Source organism: Coleofasciculus sp. FACHB-542 (genome assembly GCF_014695825.1).
Taxonomy (GTDB): Bacteria; Cyanobacteriota; Cyanobacteriia; order Cyanobacteriales; family FACHB-T130; genus FACHB-T130.
The window spans coordinates 267,342-283,286 of record NZ_JACJPB010000041.1; the positions used below are offsets into that span (position 1 = coordinate 267,342).

Genomic DNA, 15,945 nt, shown 5'->3' on the forward strand with positions numbered 1-15,945 from the left:
AGCCAAGTTCTCACATGATTCCCAACCATCCCTTTGCAAGCGATGAGTCTCCAGCTGAGTCTAACCACTTGAACGATCAGCGACCTGATAAGCCAGAGGAAGCCTGTGGCGTTTTTGGGGTTTATGCACCAGGTGAAGATGTCGCCAAACTGACCTATTTTGGTTTGTATGCGTTACAGCACCGGGGTCAGGAATCTGCTGGTATTGCCGCTTTTGACGGCAAGCAGGTTCATTTACACAAAGAGATGGGCTTGGTTTCCCAAGTCTTCAACGAATCCATCTTGAACCAGCTACCAGGGAACTTGGCAGTTGGTCATACCCGTTACTCCACGACGGGTTCCAGCCGCGTTGTTAATGCTCAGCCAGCAGTTGTAGAGACTCGGTTAGGAACCCTTGCGCTTACACACAATGGAAATTTAGTCAATACGGGGAAACTGCGGGAAGAGTTGTTGCGACGCGACTGTAACTTAGTCACGACGACGGATTCTGAGATGATTGCCTTTGCGATCGCGGAAGAAGTTAACGCAGGCAAAGACTGGTTAGAAGGATCGATTCGAGCTTTTCAGCAATGCGAAGGAGCCTTTAGTCTGGCAATCGGAACGCCAGACGGCTTAATAGGTGCCCGCGACTCTAACGGTATTCGTCCCTTAGTGATTGGCATTTTAAACACGAATCCTCAGCGCTATGTCCTCGCATCAGAAACTTGTGGCTTAGATATTATTGGGGCTGAGTACCTGCGGGATGTTGAACCGGGCGAGTTAGTTTGGATTACCGAAGAAGGTATGGCTTCCTTCTTCTGGGCAGAACAACCCAAGCGGAAACTATGCATCTTTGAAATGATTTACTTTGCTCGTCCGGATAGCGTCATGCATGACGAGAGTCTCTATAGCTACCGGCTGCGCTTAGGACGGCAACTCGCTCAGGAATCTCCAGCGGATACCGATATCATTATTGGCGTACCCGATTCCGGCATTCCCGCCGCGATTGGGTTTTCCCAAGCATCCGGTATTCCTTACGCCGAGGGATTGATTAAAAATCGCTATGTTGGTCGCACTTTCATCCAGCCGACTCAGGCAATGCGAGAGTGTGGCATCAAGATGAAACTCAATCCTCTTAAAGATGTGCTGAGTGGGAAACGAGTCGTTATTGTTGACGACTCTATCGTGCGAGGAACGACTAGCCGCAAACTTGTCAAAGCCCTCAGAGATGCTGGTGCCACCGAGGTTCATATGCGAATTTCCTCTCCACCCGTAACTCATCCCTGCTTTTATGGCATTGACACGGATAGCCAAGATCAGTTGATTGCGGCAACAAAGTCAGTCGAAGAAATTGCCGAACAAATAGGTGTAGACTCGCTAGCGTATCTCAGCCGCGAGGGAATGTTAAAAACTACCGGCGAAGATCCCAACAATTTTTGTTCTGCTTGTTTTACGGGTGACTATCCCATTTCAATTCCAGAGCAAGTTAAGCGTTCTAAGCTGATGTTGGAAAAAGCAGCTAGCTGTTAGCTTTTTGTCAGTGGTTAAATAAGTTTGAAAAACTTACACAGGAAAGAGGTCAAAACTTCATTCCCGTGTAAGTTTTTCACTTTATGTTTGTTTCGCGTATTTATGCCGGAGAGTGTCAAGAAGATGGGAGAACTGAATAAAACTCCGTCATTTTGAAGTTTGGGCGATTGTCCACCCAACATTGTCAAACCAACATTGACAAAGGTTCGATAGTTTCGCTCCTGCTCTACCCATCCTACAAATTAATGAAGTCTCTCTAATTAATCCCCTGGCTTCACCGGCTGCATTGGCCCCAAGTAGTTTGTCAAATAGGGTGAAAAAACTTCATAAATCAGCGTCAGCGGACGCCCATGATGCCAAAATAGGTAGTGACGCCCCCAGAATGGTCCTGTTTGTCCAAAGGCAGATTCTAAAGCATCGGACTGACCGTAGTAAATTCCCTGGACATCCCGATATAACTCGGTACGCAGGCGAGCCAAACTTGCCCAAATTGGCAAGGAACGGTTTTGTAAATACTCATCTACATGACTGGCTTCCCACCAGGAAGTCGCGTAAGCCAGCCGCTGACCGGAGGTAGTACGCAGCCATACCTGTCGTCGCAACCTAGGTCCTGGTACAGCCTGGATTTGATTGGGTGCTGCATCAGCATCCATGCCAACAGGCGACATATCAATGACATCTACTTCTGTTGGTTCACCCGTCAAAAGTTGCAGGTGGCGCGTCGGGGAGCCATCTCCCAGTAAAAGCATCTGCCATGCTGGTGCTAGCTGTGTGTGAGGCAGTCCTTGCTGCACCACTTCTTCGCCTCCCTGCCAAAGCGGGCTGAGAGCATACCAATTTCTTGGTAGGCTAATGCTGTTTGTAGGTATAACAGTTGAAGTCAAAGCTCTTTACAAAACTTCATTTTCTTATATAAAATCATAAACAATTTCTTGCCGGAAACCTATTCCCGCAAAAAAAATTGAGTGGTGAGTTTAGTTCTTTTGCAATTTCAGTTCTCAGTGCATACTATGCGTTGATGCGCTTGCAGCACTGAGAACTGAAAAAGTAATGCGGATGGCGAGACTCGAACTCGCAAGGCAAAGCCACACGCCCCTCAAACGTGCGCGTATACCAATTCCGCCACATCCGCTTGCATATATACCAATTGTATCATCTTTGAGGCAATTTCGTTCTCTTTGGAAGAAACAAGACTTTCAATCAGTATCAATAACTGTTCTAATGCGAGGTGATGCGATCTATATATTGTACTGATGCTGAAGGCAACATCCTGAAATAATAATGATTGTTCCTTGCGCTACCCCATTTCTCTAAAAACTAGAAGATGCGTTTTTCAAAGATTTTAATTGCTAACCGAGGGGAAATTGCTCTCCGCATTCTCCGTACCTGCGAAGAAATGGGGATTGCGACTGTTGCAGTTCACTCGACGATCGATCGACACGCCCTTCATGTGCAACTGGCTGACGAAGCCGTTTGCATTGGTGAACCCCCGAGTATCAAAAGTTATCTGAATATTCCCAATATTATTGCGGCAGCTTTGACGCGCAATGCGATCGCTATTCATCCGGGCTATGGTTTTTTAGCAGAAAATGCCCGATTTGCGGAAATCTGCGCGGATCACCAGATTTCTTTCATTGGCCCAACGCCGGAAGCGATTCGGGCAATGGGCGACAAATCCACTGCGAAAGAAACGATGCAACGGGCGGGTGTGCCTACAGTGCCGGGAAGTGATGGGATATTAATGTCCGATCGGGAAGCATTAGCGATCGCGGATGAAATCGGCTATCCTGTCATGATCAAAGCCACCGCCGGAGGTGGAGGGCGAGGAATGCGTTTGGTGCGGGAAGAAAGCGAACTCGTCAAGCTCTTCCAAGCTGCACAGGGAGAAGCAGAAGCTGCATTTGGCAATCCAGGCGTCTATCTGGAAAAATTTATTGAACGTCCCCGCCACATCGAATTTCAAATCCTAGCCGATAGCTACGGCAACGTAATTCACCTGGGTGAACGCGATTGCTCTATCCAACGGCGTCATCAAAAGTTACTAGAAGAAGCCCCTAGTCCAGTTCTCAGTTCAGAACTGCGCCAAAAAATGGGCACTGCCGCTGTCATGGCTGCTAAGTCTATCAACTACACGGGTGCCGGGACTGTTGAGTTTCTGCTTGCACCCTCTGGGGAATTTTATTTCATGGAAATGAATACTCGGATTCAAGTCGAACACCCGGTGACAGAAATGATCACTGGGTTAGACTTGATTGCCGAGCAAATCCGCATTGCTCAAGGGGAGAAATTGTCGCTGACTCAAGATCGAATCGTTCTCCGAGGCCATGCCATTGAATGTCGAATCAATGCGGAAGACCCCGACCACAACTTCCGTCCTCATCCGGGGCGGATCAGCGGCTATCTGCCTCCTGGCGGCTTTGGTGTTCGGATGGATTCTCATGTCTACACGGACTACGAAATCCCTGCTTACTATGACTCCCTGATTGGTAAGTTAATTGTTTGGGGTAGCGATCGCCCTACTGCAATTAAGCGGATGAAACGGGCATTGCGGGAGTGTGCCATCACGGGTTTGCCCACAACCATTGGCTTCCATCAAAAAATTATGGAGACACCGGAGTTTTTACAAGGCGAGGTTTATACCAATTTTGTTGAGCAGTTAATGCAGTCCCAGCAGTAAGTAAGGAGTGGGTAATCGGTAATTTTTTCCGTTACCCACTCTTACTAACCTCGTCGGAAGCACCTCAATGAGTATGAGCAAACATCGTCAGTAGCCCTTGCTGACCCAAGAGAATCTCTCGCACTAGGCTAAAGATCCCCACCCAAACGATTGGGGTAATGTCTACACCACCGATAGGCGGCACAATTTTCCGCAATGGCACTAAAAAAGGTTCTGTAGGCCAAGCAATTAAGTTAAAGGGAAGTCGATTTAGGTCTATCTGGGGATACCAGGTAAGGACGATCCGAAAGATAAACAACAAAGTCATCAAGCCCACAAGCGGGCCAAGAATCCAGCTAGCAAGCGAAACAGCGTCCATTGGTTCTTAATCAAGAAATTTCCAGGCGTCAAAACTTTAGCCGTGTCGCGTATTTGTCATGCAACTGACGCGGCAAGGCATTATAGTTAAAGTTTTGTAACCAAATCTCTCATTATTCTAACGCAGTGTGGCGCTGAATCCTATTCAGTCAGACTGCTACAGGGGTATAAGAGACGTAAAAACAAAATGAAGCGACAAATAGGCTTCTCAAGTTCATAACATATCGTTAAAATTGATCAAAAGAAATCGTTGTCAAAGCGAGCGAAAAAAAATGACGCCTTCATTAGCGAATTTTCTCTATAGTCTGCTCTGGGGTGCTGTAATTGTTGTCATCCCAGCCACCGTGGCACTGATTTTTATTAGTCAGAAGGATAAAATCCAACGTTCCTAGATTGTCGGAACAGCCGGAAACCTCAGTTTATCGAGAGAGTAATTATTAAGTTAGTTGCTCGCTCTAAAAAAACTGAGGTTTTATATGTTAAAGGGAGAAGAGCTGATGCGAATTGCAGCAAGCCAGTTTCTGCCCGCTCGTATCTCCTGCTGACCCAGGATACTTAGAATTAAAATTCCCAACCTGCGTACCAATTTCTGCGGTTAACTCGTTAACATAGATTTGTCTTGGGAAAACAGCAATGGTAAACTTCGGGCTTAACTCAGCCAGTCTTCTGGGTATTTTTCTGGCAGTGGCAGGGGCAGCACTGTACTTTCTGCGTACCGTGCGTCCAGAGCTAGCGCGAGATCACGATATCTTTTTTGCAGCGGTCGGTCTCTTGTGCGGCTTCATTCTTTTATTTCAAGGATGGCGACTCGATCCGATTTTGCAATTCGGTCAATTTCTGTTGACCGGCTCTGCTATCTTTTTTGCATTTGAAAGTATTCGGATGCGTGGAGTGGCGACGGAGGTTGCAAAGCGAAATACGCAAATTGTCGATGACGATCGTCCCGTAAGCCGCGTGTATCGAGCCGAGTTGGATCAACTCGAACCGATGGATGAGGAACCACCGAGACGCCGGATTCGGGGAACGCAAGAATCTCGCAATAGCCGAACGGTAGAGGCTTACGACGATGAACCGCGTCGCCGTCCATCCAGTCGGAGTAACAGTAATCCTAGTAATAGTAATCCTGAAAGGCTGGGACAAGGAGACCGTCCTCGCAAGCGTCGTCCCCGTCCAACAGAAACTCGCCCAACCGAACAACCGGACGATTGGGAAGTCTCAGACACATGGGAGGAAAAACCGTCTCGCAGTAGCCGTCCTAGCTCGACTCGTCCACCCAGCCGAGATCCAGAGACTGCTGCCAAGCCAAGAAGAAGTCGTCCACCTAGGGGAGAATCATCGGAGCGATCGCCTAATCGAGAGAGCAGGGAAGATGTAGAAGCAACCCCAACCGACTATGTAGACTACAAACCCATAGACTACCCGGAAGACGAAGGCGGCAACTCCAGCAATTTTGACCAAGAATGAGTCTAGTAAGGGCGGTGTCTTCGTGTCTGCCCCGCGTTTCATGAGACGCATCTGGTTCATTGGGTCGGGTTACTTTTGCAAGCAACAATGCAACTTTGACGTGAAAAGATTGACGTGCGGTCTGGGAATCCATACCTGGGTCAAATGGGGAATCTGGTTTAGCATGGCTGGGTTAGTCGTTGCCTGTACCCCAGTCAATCGCTCAACAGGACCAGTTGCCCTCAACAGTCGTTATACAGATGAGCAACCGGCTTTGAGCGGCAATGGTCGGTTGCTTGCCTTTGTTTCTAACCGCAATGGCAGCCGACAGATTTGGCTGTATGACTTGCAACAGCGACAGTTTGTAGATGTACCGCGCTTGAACCGGCAAGACGCGATCGCAGAAAATCCCAGTCTCAGTCAGAACGGTCGTTACATTGTCTACATTGCCAGCGACCAAGGACGCCCGGAAGTTGAACTTTACGATCGCAGCACCAAATCCTCACAAATTCTTACAATGGGCTATCGCGGTTGGGTGCGAAATCCTAGCATTAGTCCAGATGGTCGCTATATTGCCTTTGAAAGCAGCAGTCGCGGTCAGTGGGATGTAGAGGTGCTAGACCGGGGGCCTAATATTGAGTTAGATATCCCCGATGGCAGTCCATCTGCCTCTCCCTGAGCGTGAAACGTAACCTTTTTCTATCAGTATTTGTTACCTTAGCCAGTTTATTGAGTAGTTGTACTGGCTCAGGTCGTCTTATGAGTTTTCCCTTTGATTCAGCAGGGCGAAGTTTAAATAGCCCAGCTTCTGACATTAATCCTCAAATCGCCAGTCGGTACATTGTGCTAATTTCTGACCGGCGCAGCAGTCAGGATGTTTACCTTTTCGACACGGTGGATCGGCGTTTGATTGATTTGCCTGGATTAAATTCCCTGGATGCGATCGCATCTAACCCTGCTGTTTCCGCTGATGGTCGTTACATTGTCTTTGCTGCAAGTCGTCAGGGTCGGTCGGGAATCTACCTCTATGACCGGGAAACTCGCCAGTTAAGGAATCTCGCGGAAAACGTGCAAGCAGAAGTGCGAAATCCAACGATTAGCGCTGATGGCAGTACTATTGCCTTTGAATCTAGTGAAAATGGTCAGTGGGATATTGTAGTTAGCGATCGCTCTGGACAAACGCTGAATCTTCCAGCACCTCCTTGAGGATAAAAGTGCTGAGTATTTGGGAAGGAATGGTTGGAAAAAGTCAATACCCGCTTATCTGAATACACAGCTTTGGCGAATCAGGGGATTTTTTTAGCCTATAAAGGCAGGCTTGATTCGTGTAGTCGCACTTCACAGCTACAGTCATCAGGTATTTAGGCGCAAGTGATATGAAATGGCTAATTAACTGGCGCTGGCTAACGATTTTATTCACAATGGGGCTAACTGGTTGTCTTGATACCCAGCTCTTCAACCCGCCGCAAATACTGACTGGCGGTATCAACAGCCAGACCCCTGACGAATATCCCGCCTACAGCAGTGACGGTCGCTATCTCGCCTTTGCTTCTGACCGCAATAATAATCGAGACATTTTCCTTTACGACTTGCAGCAACGCCGTCTCGTTGATCTTCCCAATATCAATCGTCGCGACTCCAGACAGGATCAACCCGCTTTGAATGCTGATGGTCGATTTATTGCTTATGTTTCTAGCGAACGAGGCAAGACGGATATCTTTGTCTACGACCGTCAAACTCAACGCTCCGAATTGCTCACTAGCCGCATCCGAGGCTCGGTACGCCATCCCACTATTTCCGGTGATGGTCGCTACGTCGCGTTTGAAACTAGCCAGCTAGGGCAATGGCATATTGCAACTGTAGAAAGAGGAACTTCAGCAACAAATTCTGGCTCTTTACAACAGTAGAAGCTCGATGAAATTGGCGAGATCCTGCACGAGCGGATCAGATGCTTCTTCTATAGAAGGAGCTTTGCTTGAGAGCGATCGCTACTAAATATGCTAGAACAGTCAAAAAAGCTTAAAAAATTAACATAATGAGTACCAAAGTTCTGCGTATTGCCACTTCGGGCATCATCGCAGCCGCCGCTGCCATTGGTGCTAATGCAATCGACGCAATCGTTCCCTTTAACTGGCAACAGTCAAATATCGCTGTTGCCCAAGACGCTGAAGAACAAACAAATATTCAGGTTTATAGACGCGCTAGTCCAGGAGTGGTATCCATCCAGGCTGGTGACGGTAGCGGCAGCGGTAGCATCATTAGCCGAGACGGCCTGGTATTGACCAATGCTCACGTTGTGGCAAATGGTCGCCAAACTGTCACCGTTATTCTCTCAGATGGTAGAAAACTTCCAGCCGATATCATTGCTTTTGCTAACAGCAGTCTAGACTTAGCCGTTCTGAAAATTCGCGGACAGAACAATTTGCCCACCGTAGCGATCGCTCCTCCAAACTCTGTACAAGTCGGTCAGCGGGCATTTGCGATTGGGAATCCTTTTGGTCGATTTCAAGGAACCTTCACCGTTGGTATTGTTAGCCGGATTGACCAACAGCGCGGTTTAATCCAAACCGATGCAGCGATCAACCCAGGCAATTCCGGTGGTCCTCTTCTCAATAGCCAAGGAGAATTGATTGGCGTCAATACTGCTATTTTTACCAGCGGTCAGACTGCGGGAAACATTGGCATTGGATTTGCGATTTCTGTAGATCGGGTACAGCCGTTCTTGACCGCTGTGCGCCAAGGACGCGCCCCTACCACTGCTCAACGGCAACAACCCGCTTCTGGAAGACAACCGCCTCAGCCCATTGCTTTGAATGGTACGGTGATTAACGCCACTCTTGGCAGTGGTGATAATGTTCTCCGAGCGGATAATAGCTATTTTGACCTTTACACCTTTCAGGGGAGAGCTGGTCAGCAAGTCAGAATTGATATGGCGAGTCAGCAGATTGATTCCTACTTAATTCTGCTTGGCCCCAATGGCAATGAAGTTGCACAAGACGATGATAGGGGCGGTAGGGGAAACGCTAGCCTTGTGGCGACACTGCCTGCAAGTGGCACTTATCTAATCATTGCCAATTCCTCTGAGGGAAGACAAGTAGGTGCTTACCGTCTTCGAGCAATGGCGGCTGCCGGAGGCGATCGCTATCAAACTTCCCAAAATCGCTTGCTGATGCGGCAAGCGGGCGTTTTGGGTCGGGGTGCCAAGGTGCTTTCTGATGGCAGTTTGTTTCAGGAATATTCCTTTCAAGGTCGTGCCGGTCAGCCTCTGACGATCGCACTCGCCAGTCCTGATTTTGATACCTATCTGATTTTGGTCGATCAAAATGGTCGGAAGATTGCTGAGAATGATAACATCAGCCGCAGCAATCCCAATTCTCAGATGAGTGTGACTTTACCCCGAACAGGCGTTTATCGAGCGATCGCTACCGCCTCAAATCCGCGCGGTCGAGGTCGCTATCTCTTAACAATTCGTTAAGCGCGAATCTGCACCGGCATCACTAAGTAAGTCATTTTGAGACCTCCTAGCGGTGTCAAAATCACCGGGCTATTCCCTGTATTCATTTGCATTTGAATCTCGGAGGATTGCAGCGCCTTCAGTCCATCTCTGAGATAGGTAATATTGAAGGCAATCTCTAGATCCTTTCCGGATATCTGTGCAGGCAGAGATTCGCGCCCGCTACCAACATCTTGTGCTTCCACTGATAAAGCAATCTGCTGGTTGGTGGTGTCTATCGTGAATTTGACAATATTATTTTTTTGGTCAGCTAGTACAGCAATTCGTTCTAATGCATTGAGCAACTGACGCCGATCGATTGTCACCTGCCGCTCAAATTGTTGGGGAATCAACTGACGATAGGCGGGATATTGACCTTCTAGGGTGCGGCTAGTCAAACGTTGATCGGCTAACTCAAATACAACCTGTCCTTGGTCAAGATGGAGAGCGATCGCTTCCGCCGACTGGCGCATTCCTAAGATTCGTTCTAGTTCTCGCAGTGCCCGTGCTGGAATCGTGACTTCTAACGGAGCTGCCTGACTAATCGCCTCAGAGGGTTCTTCATCCGTTTGACCTTGGTTAGTCGTTTCGACAACCGATAAACGATGACCATCTGTCGCGGCAAATTCAAGATACTCTGGTTTGACTGTTAAATGGATGCCCGTGAGAACCTGCTTCGTTTCGTCTGGACTGGTGGCAAATAAGGAACCCCGCAAGCCATCAATTAATGCAGCGGCAGGCAATTGAGCAGCTTCGCCATTTTCTATTACTGGCAGTTCTGGAAATTCTTCTGCGGTCATACCCCGGACTTTATAACGCCCAGAGGCAGAAGTCAGTGTGGCAATAATCCCTTCACTTGTCCCTTCCTCCCCTTTATCCTCTAAAGTAATTTCTCCCTCTGCTAGACGGGAAACAATATCGTTTAACAGCTTAGCGGGTAAAGTGAGATAACCTTCCTCTTCCACTTGTGCGGGAAAGCTGGTCTGAATGCCAAGGCTGAGATCGAATGCCGTCAAACTGACGAGCTGAGTTTTTTTGTTAGCTTCCAGCTTGACATTTGCGAGGACAGGATGTGTCGGGCGCGATGGCACTGCTCGGCTGACGAGAGAAAGGTTGGTACTGAGATCGTTTTGGGTGCAAACCAGTTTCATAGATGTTCAACCTTGGAGTTGTTCAGCCAAACGACGCTCATAGCGCGGTACTTTTGGCACAGAAGGAGATCGTAGCACCCTTGTCCTCAGCAATCCAGATTACCCTGCTTACCTGCTTTAGGCAAAACTGCTGAAGCTGTGGAAAATGTGGAAAATGTTGTCAAATGAATTTCCCGTGAATGTTTTAGCAGCTCTAATGAATTGTGGGAACCTTGTGGAAAAGCGACTCTTTTTTCCACAAGGTATTTATACTTGTCATTGTTTTTCACTAATGACACAAAGTTTTTCACGGCTTTACCACAAGCTTTTCCACAGAAAACTAGGAGTTTTCCACAACCCTTCTGGAGGTGAATCATTCTTTATAAGTAGTTTCCAAAAACTTAAATCAACGGCTGCTGACTAGCTGTGAGAGGAGTATCAGGATTTATTTTGGCTTCTGCTAGCAAAATTGATGCGATCGCTAAGTTGGCGTAGCGTTCTAGCTACATCAGGATCGCTATCCTTTAATTGAGTAATTTTCTCGCAGCTATACATTACTGTGGTGTGATCTTTACCCCCAAATTCCTCACCAATCCTGGGTAAACTCAAATCTGTGTGCTGACGCATTAAATACATACCAATTTGTCGCGCCCAGCTAATTTCTCGACGGCGAGAATTACTTTTTAAATCTTCAATGCGAAGATCAAAAGTTTCTGCGATCGCTATGATTACCGCCTCTGGAGAAACCGCTACCTTTTCAGCAGGCGGATTTAAAACTGGGGCAATGTTTTCGACAGTCATAGACAAACCGGAAATTGAAATATAAGCCACAGCCCGAATTAAAGCGCCCTCCAATTCTCGAATATTTGAAGTATAGTTAGTCGCTATATATTCAATAACATCTCTCGGTAATCGCATATTTTCATATTCTGCCTTTTTTTGTAAAATTGCCATCCGTGTTTCTAAGTCTGGGCGCTGGATATCGGCAATTAATCCCATAGAAAAGCGGGAACAAAGGCGTTCTTGCAGGCGAGGAATCTGATTAGGAGGGCGGTCAGAAGCGATTACTACTTGCTTTCCAGCTTCATGTAAAGTATTAAAAGTATGAAAAAATTCTTCTTGAGTATATTCCTTTCCTTCTAAAAATTGAATATCATCCACCAACAGTACATCGGCAGCTCGATAATGTTCTCGAAACCGTTGCATACTGTCTTTACGAATTGCTGCAATCAAGTCATTTGTAAACTGCTCAGTAGAAACATAAAATATTTTAGAATCTGGGTGAATTTCCAAACGGTAATGCCCAATTGCTTGCATTAAGTGAGTTTTTCCTAGTCCAACACCTCCACACAAAAATAATGGATTAAACTCACGCCCTGGAGATTCTGCCACAGCTAAAGAAGCTGCATGAGCCATCCGATTATTAGAGCCAACAACAAAGCGTGAAAAAACGTATTTAGGATTTAATTCGGTCGGTCTGGGTCGCTGGTTAGGGGAAATTTCGGGGACACTGGTTTCTCTAGGCATCGACCAAGAAATTTCGGTATCATCAGCGCTAGAGATTTCATTTCCTTTGGCAACCGTGATGTGAATTTCCACCGGCTGTCCCAGAATATCTTGTACGACATCAGCAATTGTTTTAATGTAATATTTCTGCAACCAATTCCGGGCAAACGGATTAGGTGTGCAAATCACCAAGCAGTTATTTTCCAGCTCTTGAGCGCTGGCAGTTTTGATCCACGTTTCAAAGGTAGGACGGCTCAGTTGTAGCTGTAGACGCTCTAGCACTTGGCTCCAGAGCTGTTCAAGAGAAATATCCACGCCTCACCTCTACGGCTTTGTGCAGAATAGTATTATCCATTCTTGTGAAGAGCGATCGCTCTTTTAAACCAGTCTCAACTATGGCTGAAATCCTGCCAATTACTCAACTGGGAAATCCCATCCTGCGCCAACAAGCTCAAATTATTGAAAATGTCCACTCTGGACAGATCCAAAAGCTGATTGATGACCTAATTACAACCGTTGTTCAAGCAAGCGGTGTTGGCATTGCAGCACCCCAGGTAGCTCAATCTTATCGCTTGTTCATCGTCGCATCTCGTCCGAATCCTCGGTATCCCGCCGCTCCTGAGATGGAACCAACCGCCATAATAAATCCTCGCATCATTGCTCACTCTGATGAGGTGGTGAAAGGCTGGGAAGGGTGCCTCAGCATTCCAGGAATTCGAGGGTTGGTTCCCAGATATCAGGCGATTGATGTGGAATACACCAGTCGGGATGGTAAATTGCATCGTCAACAGTTCACAGATTTTGTCGCCCGAATTTTTCAACACGAATCCGATCACCTGGATGGCATCGTGTTTGTAGATCGTTTACAAAGCACGCAAGAGATGATGACCGAACAGGAATATCAGCAACGAATTGTTCAACAGCAGCACTGATATCCTAGATTGTTGACGATTGTTTGGTTTGACTGATTAGAAGCGTGAGCGATCGCTTCCACCCTGCCTACATACGCTCTAGCACAGAAATGCCAAGTAGAGATAATCCTAACTTCAAAGTTCGCGCTGTTAGATTGCACAAAACCAACCGAGATGTCCGCACGGGTTCCTCCGCTTTAAGCACCTGACACTGGTCATAGAACTGATTAAACTTTTGGCTCAGTTCAAATAGATATTGACAAAGGCGATTGGGCAGTAAATCTTGCTCAACGTCACTGAGAACTTCGCTCAGTTGTAGTAAATGCTTCGCTAACACTAATTCTGTTTCTTCCTGCAACAGAATTTTGGCATTCATTCCCAACTGTTCAAAGTCAATATTGCCTTTACGGCTAATTCCCTGTACTCGTACATAGGCATAAAGCAGGTAAGGTGCGGTATTGCCTTGGAGAGACAACATCTTGTCATAGCTAAAGACGTAGTTGCTAGTGCGGTTTTGGCTGAGGTCGGCGTACTTAACCGCACTCATGCCAATCACTTTAGCAACATGGGTGATGAACTCTTCTGTTTCCTCTCGACCTTCTTCTTTCAGTCTGGTTTCTAAATCAGCACGGGCACGCGCGATCGCTTCATCCAGCAAATCTCTTAACCGCACCGTTTCTCCAGAGCGAGTTTTCAGCTTCTTTCCATCTTCCCCCAGCACCAAACCAAAGGGGATATGTACCAACTCTAAATTATCTGGAATCCAGCCAGCCCGTTGCGCTACCTGAAACACTTGAGTAAAGTGATTGGCTTGTCCAGCATCCGTAACGTAGATAATCCGATCGGCTCGATCTTGTTCAATCCGGTAGCGTAAGGCTGCCAAATCAGTAGTGGCGTAGTTATAGCCTCCATCAGACTTTTGGACAATCATGGGCAAAGGTTCACCTTCTTTGTTGGTAAACCCTTCCAGAAATACGCATTTAGCCCCATTGTCTTCCACGAGCAAGCCCAACTGAGCGAGGTCTTCCACTACTCCGGCTAGCAAGGGGTTATAGAAAGATTCCCCTCGTTCTGTCAGATGGACATCAAGCCGATCGTAGATAATCTGGAACTCCTGCCGAGACTGTTCGCACAGCAGCTGCCATGCCCGGCGGGATTCTTCGTCACCCGCTTGTAACTTGACGACTTTTTGTCGGGCAGTTTCTTGAAACTTCTCATCCTCATCAAACCGCTGTTTTGCTTTGCGGTAGAAAGCCACTAAGTCGCCCAAATCTATCGCATTAGCAGTTGTCAAAGCTTCTGGACAAACTTCTCTCAAGTAGGCAATTAGCATTCCAAACTGGGTTCCCCAGTCGCCTACATGATTCAGACGCAAAACATCGTGATTTTGAAATTCCAAAGTTCGGGCAATGCAATCTCCAATGATCGTTGAACGCAAGTGCCCAACGTGCATCTCTTTAGCAATATTAGGGCTAGAAAAATCCACCACTACCCGCTGGGGATGTTTTGCCTTGCTGACACCCAATCGGGAGTCTGCCTGAATAGCACTTAGCTGCGCTTCCAAATATTCTGGTTTCAGGGTGAAATTGATAAAACCAGGACCCGCAATTTCTGGCGGACGACAGAAATCGGTGACATCTATATACTCAACGATTTTTTGGGCGATCGCTCGTGGCGGCTGACCCAACTTTTTAGTTAAGGACATTGCCCCATTGGATTGATAATCACCAAATTTAGGATTGCTAGCAGGCACTAGCATTGGGTCTACCCCAGCATAGTCACTGCCGAAAGCGGCAACTAAAGCCTGCTCAAATCTATTTTTAAGTTGTTCAAGGGTAGAGTTCATTGGGTTTTGCCGAAACCTCAGGCAGCGTACTTCTCTCCTCCATCGTACTAACGTCTATGTTCATACTCAAATCGAGCCATGTTGAGCGAGTAATCGGGGCGCTACTGGAGATGAAGTCTACGCCAGTTTCAGCCACAGCACGAATAGTTTCTAGAGTAACGTTGCCCGATGCTTCAATTTTGATCCGGTTATTGCTATGGCGAATTATCTGCACTGCCTGCCGCATCATCTCCAGCGGCATATTGTCCAGCATGATGATATCAGCACCGTGCTGTAAGGCTTCTTTCACTTGAGCCAGGGTTTCGGTTTCTACTTCTATAGTCAATGGATAGGGCATTTGGGAGCGGATACGAGCGATCGCCTTGGCAATCCCTCCAGCCACAGCAATGTGATTATCCTTGATCATCACAGCATCATCTAACCCCATTCGGTGGTTCATCGCTCCCCCCACCTGTGTCGCGTACTTTTCTAAAATTCTCAGCCCCGGAGTCGTTTTGCGAGTATCCACCAATTGAGCTGGCAAATCCGCAATTTGCTCAACATACTTACGGGTGAGTGTAGCAATCCCACTCAAACGCATAGCTAGGTTTAAAGCAACTCGTTCTCCGAGCAGCAGCGCCTCTAGCGAGCCATCAACGCGAGCAACCAACTGTCCTCGCTGGCACTGTTCCCCCTCAGCGACAACAGCAACAAAACTGACTCTATCGTTCAACAGTTGGAATATCCGACTAGCTATCGGCAATCCGGTAATGACTCCTGCCTCCTTAGCAGTCCACTCAGCTTGCCCCACACGTACCTTGTTGCCTAACAAACCTTGACTCGAGCGATCGCCGCGACCGACATCCTCCAACAACCAGCTGCGTAACATCGGGTCTAATAGGATCGAGGGAGGTAGAACAGCCCTGGGACTCACCACTTCAGTTTTCCCCTAATTTTTCTAAAAGCTTGCCCAACCAACTTAGCCCAAAAGCTGCGCCCTTGGGGATTTTGAGAGTTTTCCAAAAAAGTTTTTCAAAACAGTTGACAGAAGCGGTTCGTGGTTGCTACATTAATAAAGCGGTCGGGAGAGCAAGC

15 protein-coding genes and 1 tRNA gene are annotated in these 15,945 nt (G+C 47.4%); 9 read left to right on the forward strand and 7 right to left on the reverse strand.

Translation table 11 applies throughout. The annotated features are described in order from the left end of the window. The first annotated feature begins 14 nt into the window (after positions 1-14). Entirely contained in the window at positions 15-1,508 is a 1,494-nt protein-coding gene (gene purF, locus H6F52_RS15735; RefSeq protein WP_190536008.1) for an amidophosphoribosyltransferase, read from the forward strand. A 260-nt stretch (positions 1,509-1,768) separates the two neighbouring features. On the opposite strand, the gene H6F52_RS15740 is transcribed toward purF, so the two are convergent. Both H6F52_RS15740 and H6F52_RS15745 read right to left on the reverse strand, forming a co-directional pair. After that, entirely contained in the window at positions 1,769-2,392 is a 624-nt protein-coding gene (locus tag H6F52_RS15740) for a chorismate lyase (RefSeq protein ID WP_190536009.1), read from the reverse strand. A 167-nt stretch (positions 2,393-2,559) separates the two neighbouring features. Further along, a tRNA-Leu gene (locus tag H6F52_RS15745) sits at positions 2,560-2,640 on the reverse strand. Between the two features lie 192 nt (positions 2,641-2,832). Here H6F52_RS15745 and accC point away from each other — a divergent pair. Next, positions 2,833-4,185: an acetyl-CoA carboxylase biotin carboxylase subunit gene (gene accC / locus H6F52_RS15750; RefSeq protein ID WP_190410191.1), complete on the forward strand. Its 1,353-nt coding sequence runs from the start codon at positions 2,833-2,835 to the stop codon at positions 4,183-4,185. Between the two features lie 64 nt (positions 4,186-4,249). Here the strand turns inward: accC and H6F52_RS15755 are convergent, their stop codons facing one another. After that, positions 4,250-4,543 (reverse strand): YggT family protein, encoded by a 294-nt coding sequence (locus tag H6F52_RS15755; protein ID WP_190410190.1) that lies wholly within the window; start codon positions 4,541-4,543, stop codon positions 4,250-4,252. 271 nt (positions 4,544-4,814) lie between these two features. On the opposite strand from H6F52_RS15755, the gene H6F52_RS15760 reads away from it, so the two are divergent. The 6 genes from H6F52_RS15760 (at position 4,815) to H6F52_RS15785 (ending at position 9,460) form a co-directional block, all read left to right on the forward strand. Then, positions 4,815-4,934: a photosystem II reaction center X protein gene (locus H6F52_RS15760; RefSeq protein ID WP_190410189.1), complete on the forward strand. Its 120-nt coding sequence runs from the start codon at positions 4,815-4,817 to the stop codon at positions 4,932-4,934. A gap of 241 nt (positions 4,935-5,175) precedes the next feature. Then, positions 5,176-6,006, forward strand: a complete 831-nt coding sequence (locus H6F52_RS15765) for a Ycf66 family protein (RefSeq protein WP_190536010.1) — start codon at positions 5,176-5,178, stop codon at positions 6,004-6,006. Positions 6,007-6,169: 163 nt separating this feature from the next. Next, positions 6,170-6,664, forward strand: a complete 495-nt coding sequence (locus H6F52_RS15770) for a PD40 domain-containing protein (protein ID WP_199292210.1) — start codon at positions 6,170-6,172, stop codon at positions 6,662-6,664. A gap of 2 nt (positions 6,665-6,666) precedes the next feature. Then, a complete protein-coding gene (locus H6F52_RS15775; protein WP_190410187.1) occupies positions 6,667-7,191 on the forward strand; it encodes a PD40 domain-containing protein in 525 nt (174 codons plus the stop codon). Positions 7,192-7,406: 215 nt separating this feature from the next. Next, complete coding sequence (locus H6F52_RS15780; RefSeq protein ID WP_190536029.1) at positions 7,407-7,892, forward strand: PD40 domain-containing protein; 486 nt, start codon at positions 7,407-7,409, stop codon at positions 7,890-7,892. 128 nt (positions 7,893-8,020) lie between these two features. Then, positions 8,021-9,460, forward strand: a complete 1,440-nt coding sequence (locus H6F52_RS15785) for a trypsin-like peptidase domain-containing protein (protein ID WP_190536011.1) — start codon at positions 8,021-8,023, stop codon at positions 9,458-9,460. Here H6F52_RS15785 and dnaN read toward each other — a convergent pair. Next, on the reverse strand, positions 9,457-10,629 hold the full coding sequence (gene dnaN / locus H6F52_RS15790) for a DNA polymerase III subunit beta (RefSeq protein ID WP_190536012.1): 1,173 nt from the start codon (positions 10,627-10,629) through the stop codon (positions 9,457-9,459). The genes H6F52_RS15785 and dnaN overlap by 4 nt on opposite strands. Positions 10,630-11,046: 417 nt before the next feature. Further along, positions 11,047-12,429 (reverse strand): chromosomal replication initiator protein DnaA, encoded by a 1,383-nt coding sequence (gene dnaA / locus H6F52_RS15795; RefSeq protein WP_190536013.1) that lies wholly within the window; start codon positions 12,427-12,429, stop codon positions 11,047-11,049. An 80-nt stretch (positions 12,430-12,509) separates the two neighbouring features. Here dnaA and def point away from each other — a divergent pair, with 80 nt between their 5' ends. Then, positions 12,510-13,046 carry a peptide deformylase gene (gene def, locus H6F52_RS15800; RefSeq protein ID WP_190536014.1) on the forward strand — a complete coding sequence of 179 codons (537 nt, stop codon included), beginning with the start codon at positions 12,510-12,512 and terminating at the stop codon, positions 13,044-13,046. 67 nt (positions 13,047-13,113) lie between these two features. Here the strand turns inward: def and argS are convergent, their stop codons facing one another. Then, positions 13,114-14,871: an arginine--tRNA ligase gene (argS, locus tag H6F52_RS15805; protein ID WP_190536015.1), complete on the reverse strand. Its 1,758-nt coding sequence runs from the start codon at positions 14,869-14,871 to the stop codon at positions 13,114-13,116. Then, positions 14,855-15,784, reverse strand: coding sequence for a carboxylating nicotinate-nucleotide diphosphorylase (gene nadC, locus H6F52_RS15810; protein WP_190536030.1), 930 nt, complete (start codon positions 15,782-15,784; stop codon positions 14,855-14,857). Before nadC ends, argS begins: the two co-directional genes overlap by 17 nt. Positions 15,785-15,945 lie beyond the last annotated feature (161 nt).

Excerpts from the sequence above, each read along its gene's own strand:
- H6F52_RS15770 (WP_199292210.1), top strand. The coding sequence starts at position 6,170 with ATGGCTGGGTTAGTCGTTGCCTGTACCCCAGTCAATCGCTCAACAGGA.
- H6F52_RS15780 (WP_190536029.1), top strand. The coding sequence starts at position 7,407 with ATGGGGCTAACTGGTTGTCTTGATACCCAGCTCTTCAACCCGCCGCAA.
- accC (WP_190410191.1), top strand. The coding sequence starts at position 2,833 with ATGCGTTTTTCAAAGATTTTAATTGCTAACCGAGGGGAAATTGCTCTC.
- H6F52_RS15755 (WP_190410190.1), bottom strand. The coding sequence starts at position 4,543 with ATGGACGCTGTTTCGCTTGCTAGCTGGATTCTTGGCCCGCTTGTGGGC.
- H6F52_RS15765 (WP_190536010.1), top strand. The coding sequence starts at position 5,176 with ATGGTAAACTTCGGGCTTAACTCAGCCAGTCTTCTGGGTATTTTTCTG.
- dnaN (WP_190536012.1), bottom strand. The coding sequence starts at position 10,629 with ATGAAACTGGTTTGCACCCAAAACGATCTCAGTACCAACCTTTCTCTC.
- def (WP_190536014.1), top strand. The coding sequence starts at position 12,510 with ATGGCTGAAATCCTGCCAATTACTCAACTGGGAAATCCCATCCTGCGC.
- H6F52_RS15785 (WP_190536011.1), top strand. The coding sequence starts at position 8,021 with ATGAGTACCAAAGTTCTGCGTATTGCCACTTCGGGCATCATCGCAGCC.
- H6F52_RS15760 (WP_190410189.1), top strand. The coding sequence starts at position 4,815 with ATGACGCCTTCATTAGCGAATTTTCTCTATAGTCTGCTCTGGGGTGCT.
- argS (WP_190536015.1), bottom strand. The coding sequence starts at position 14,871 with ATGAACTCTACCCTTGAACAACTTAAAAATAGATTTGAGCAGGCTTTA.
- purF (WP_190536008.1), top strand. The coding sequence starts at position 15 with ATGATTCCCAACCATCCCTTTGCAAGCGATGAGTCTCCAGCTGAGTCT.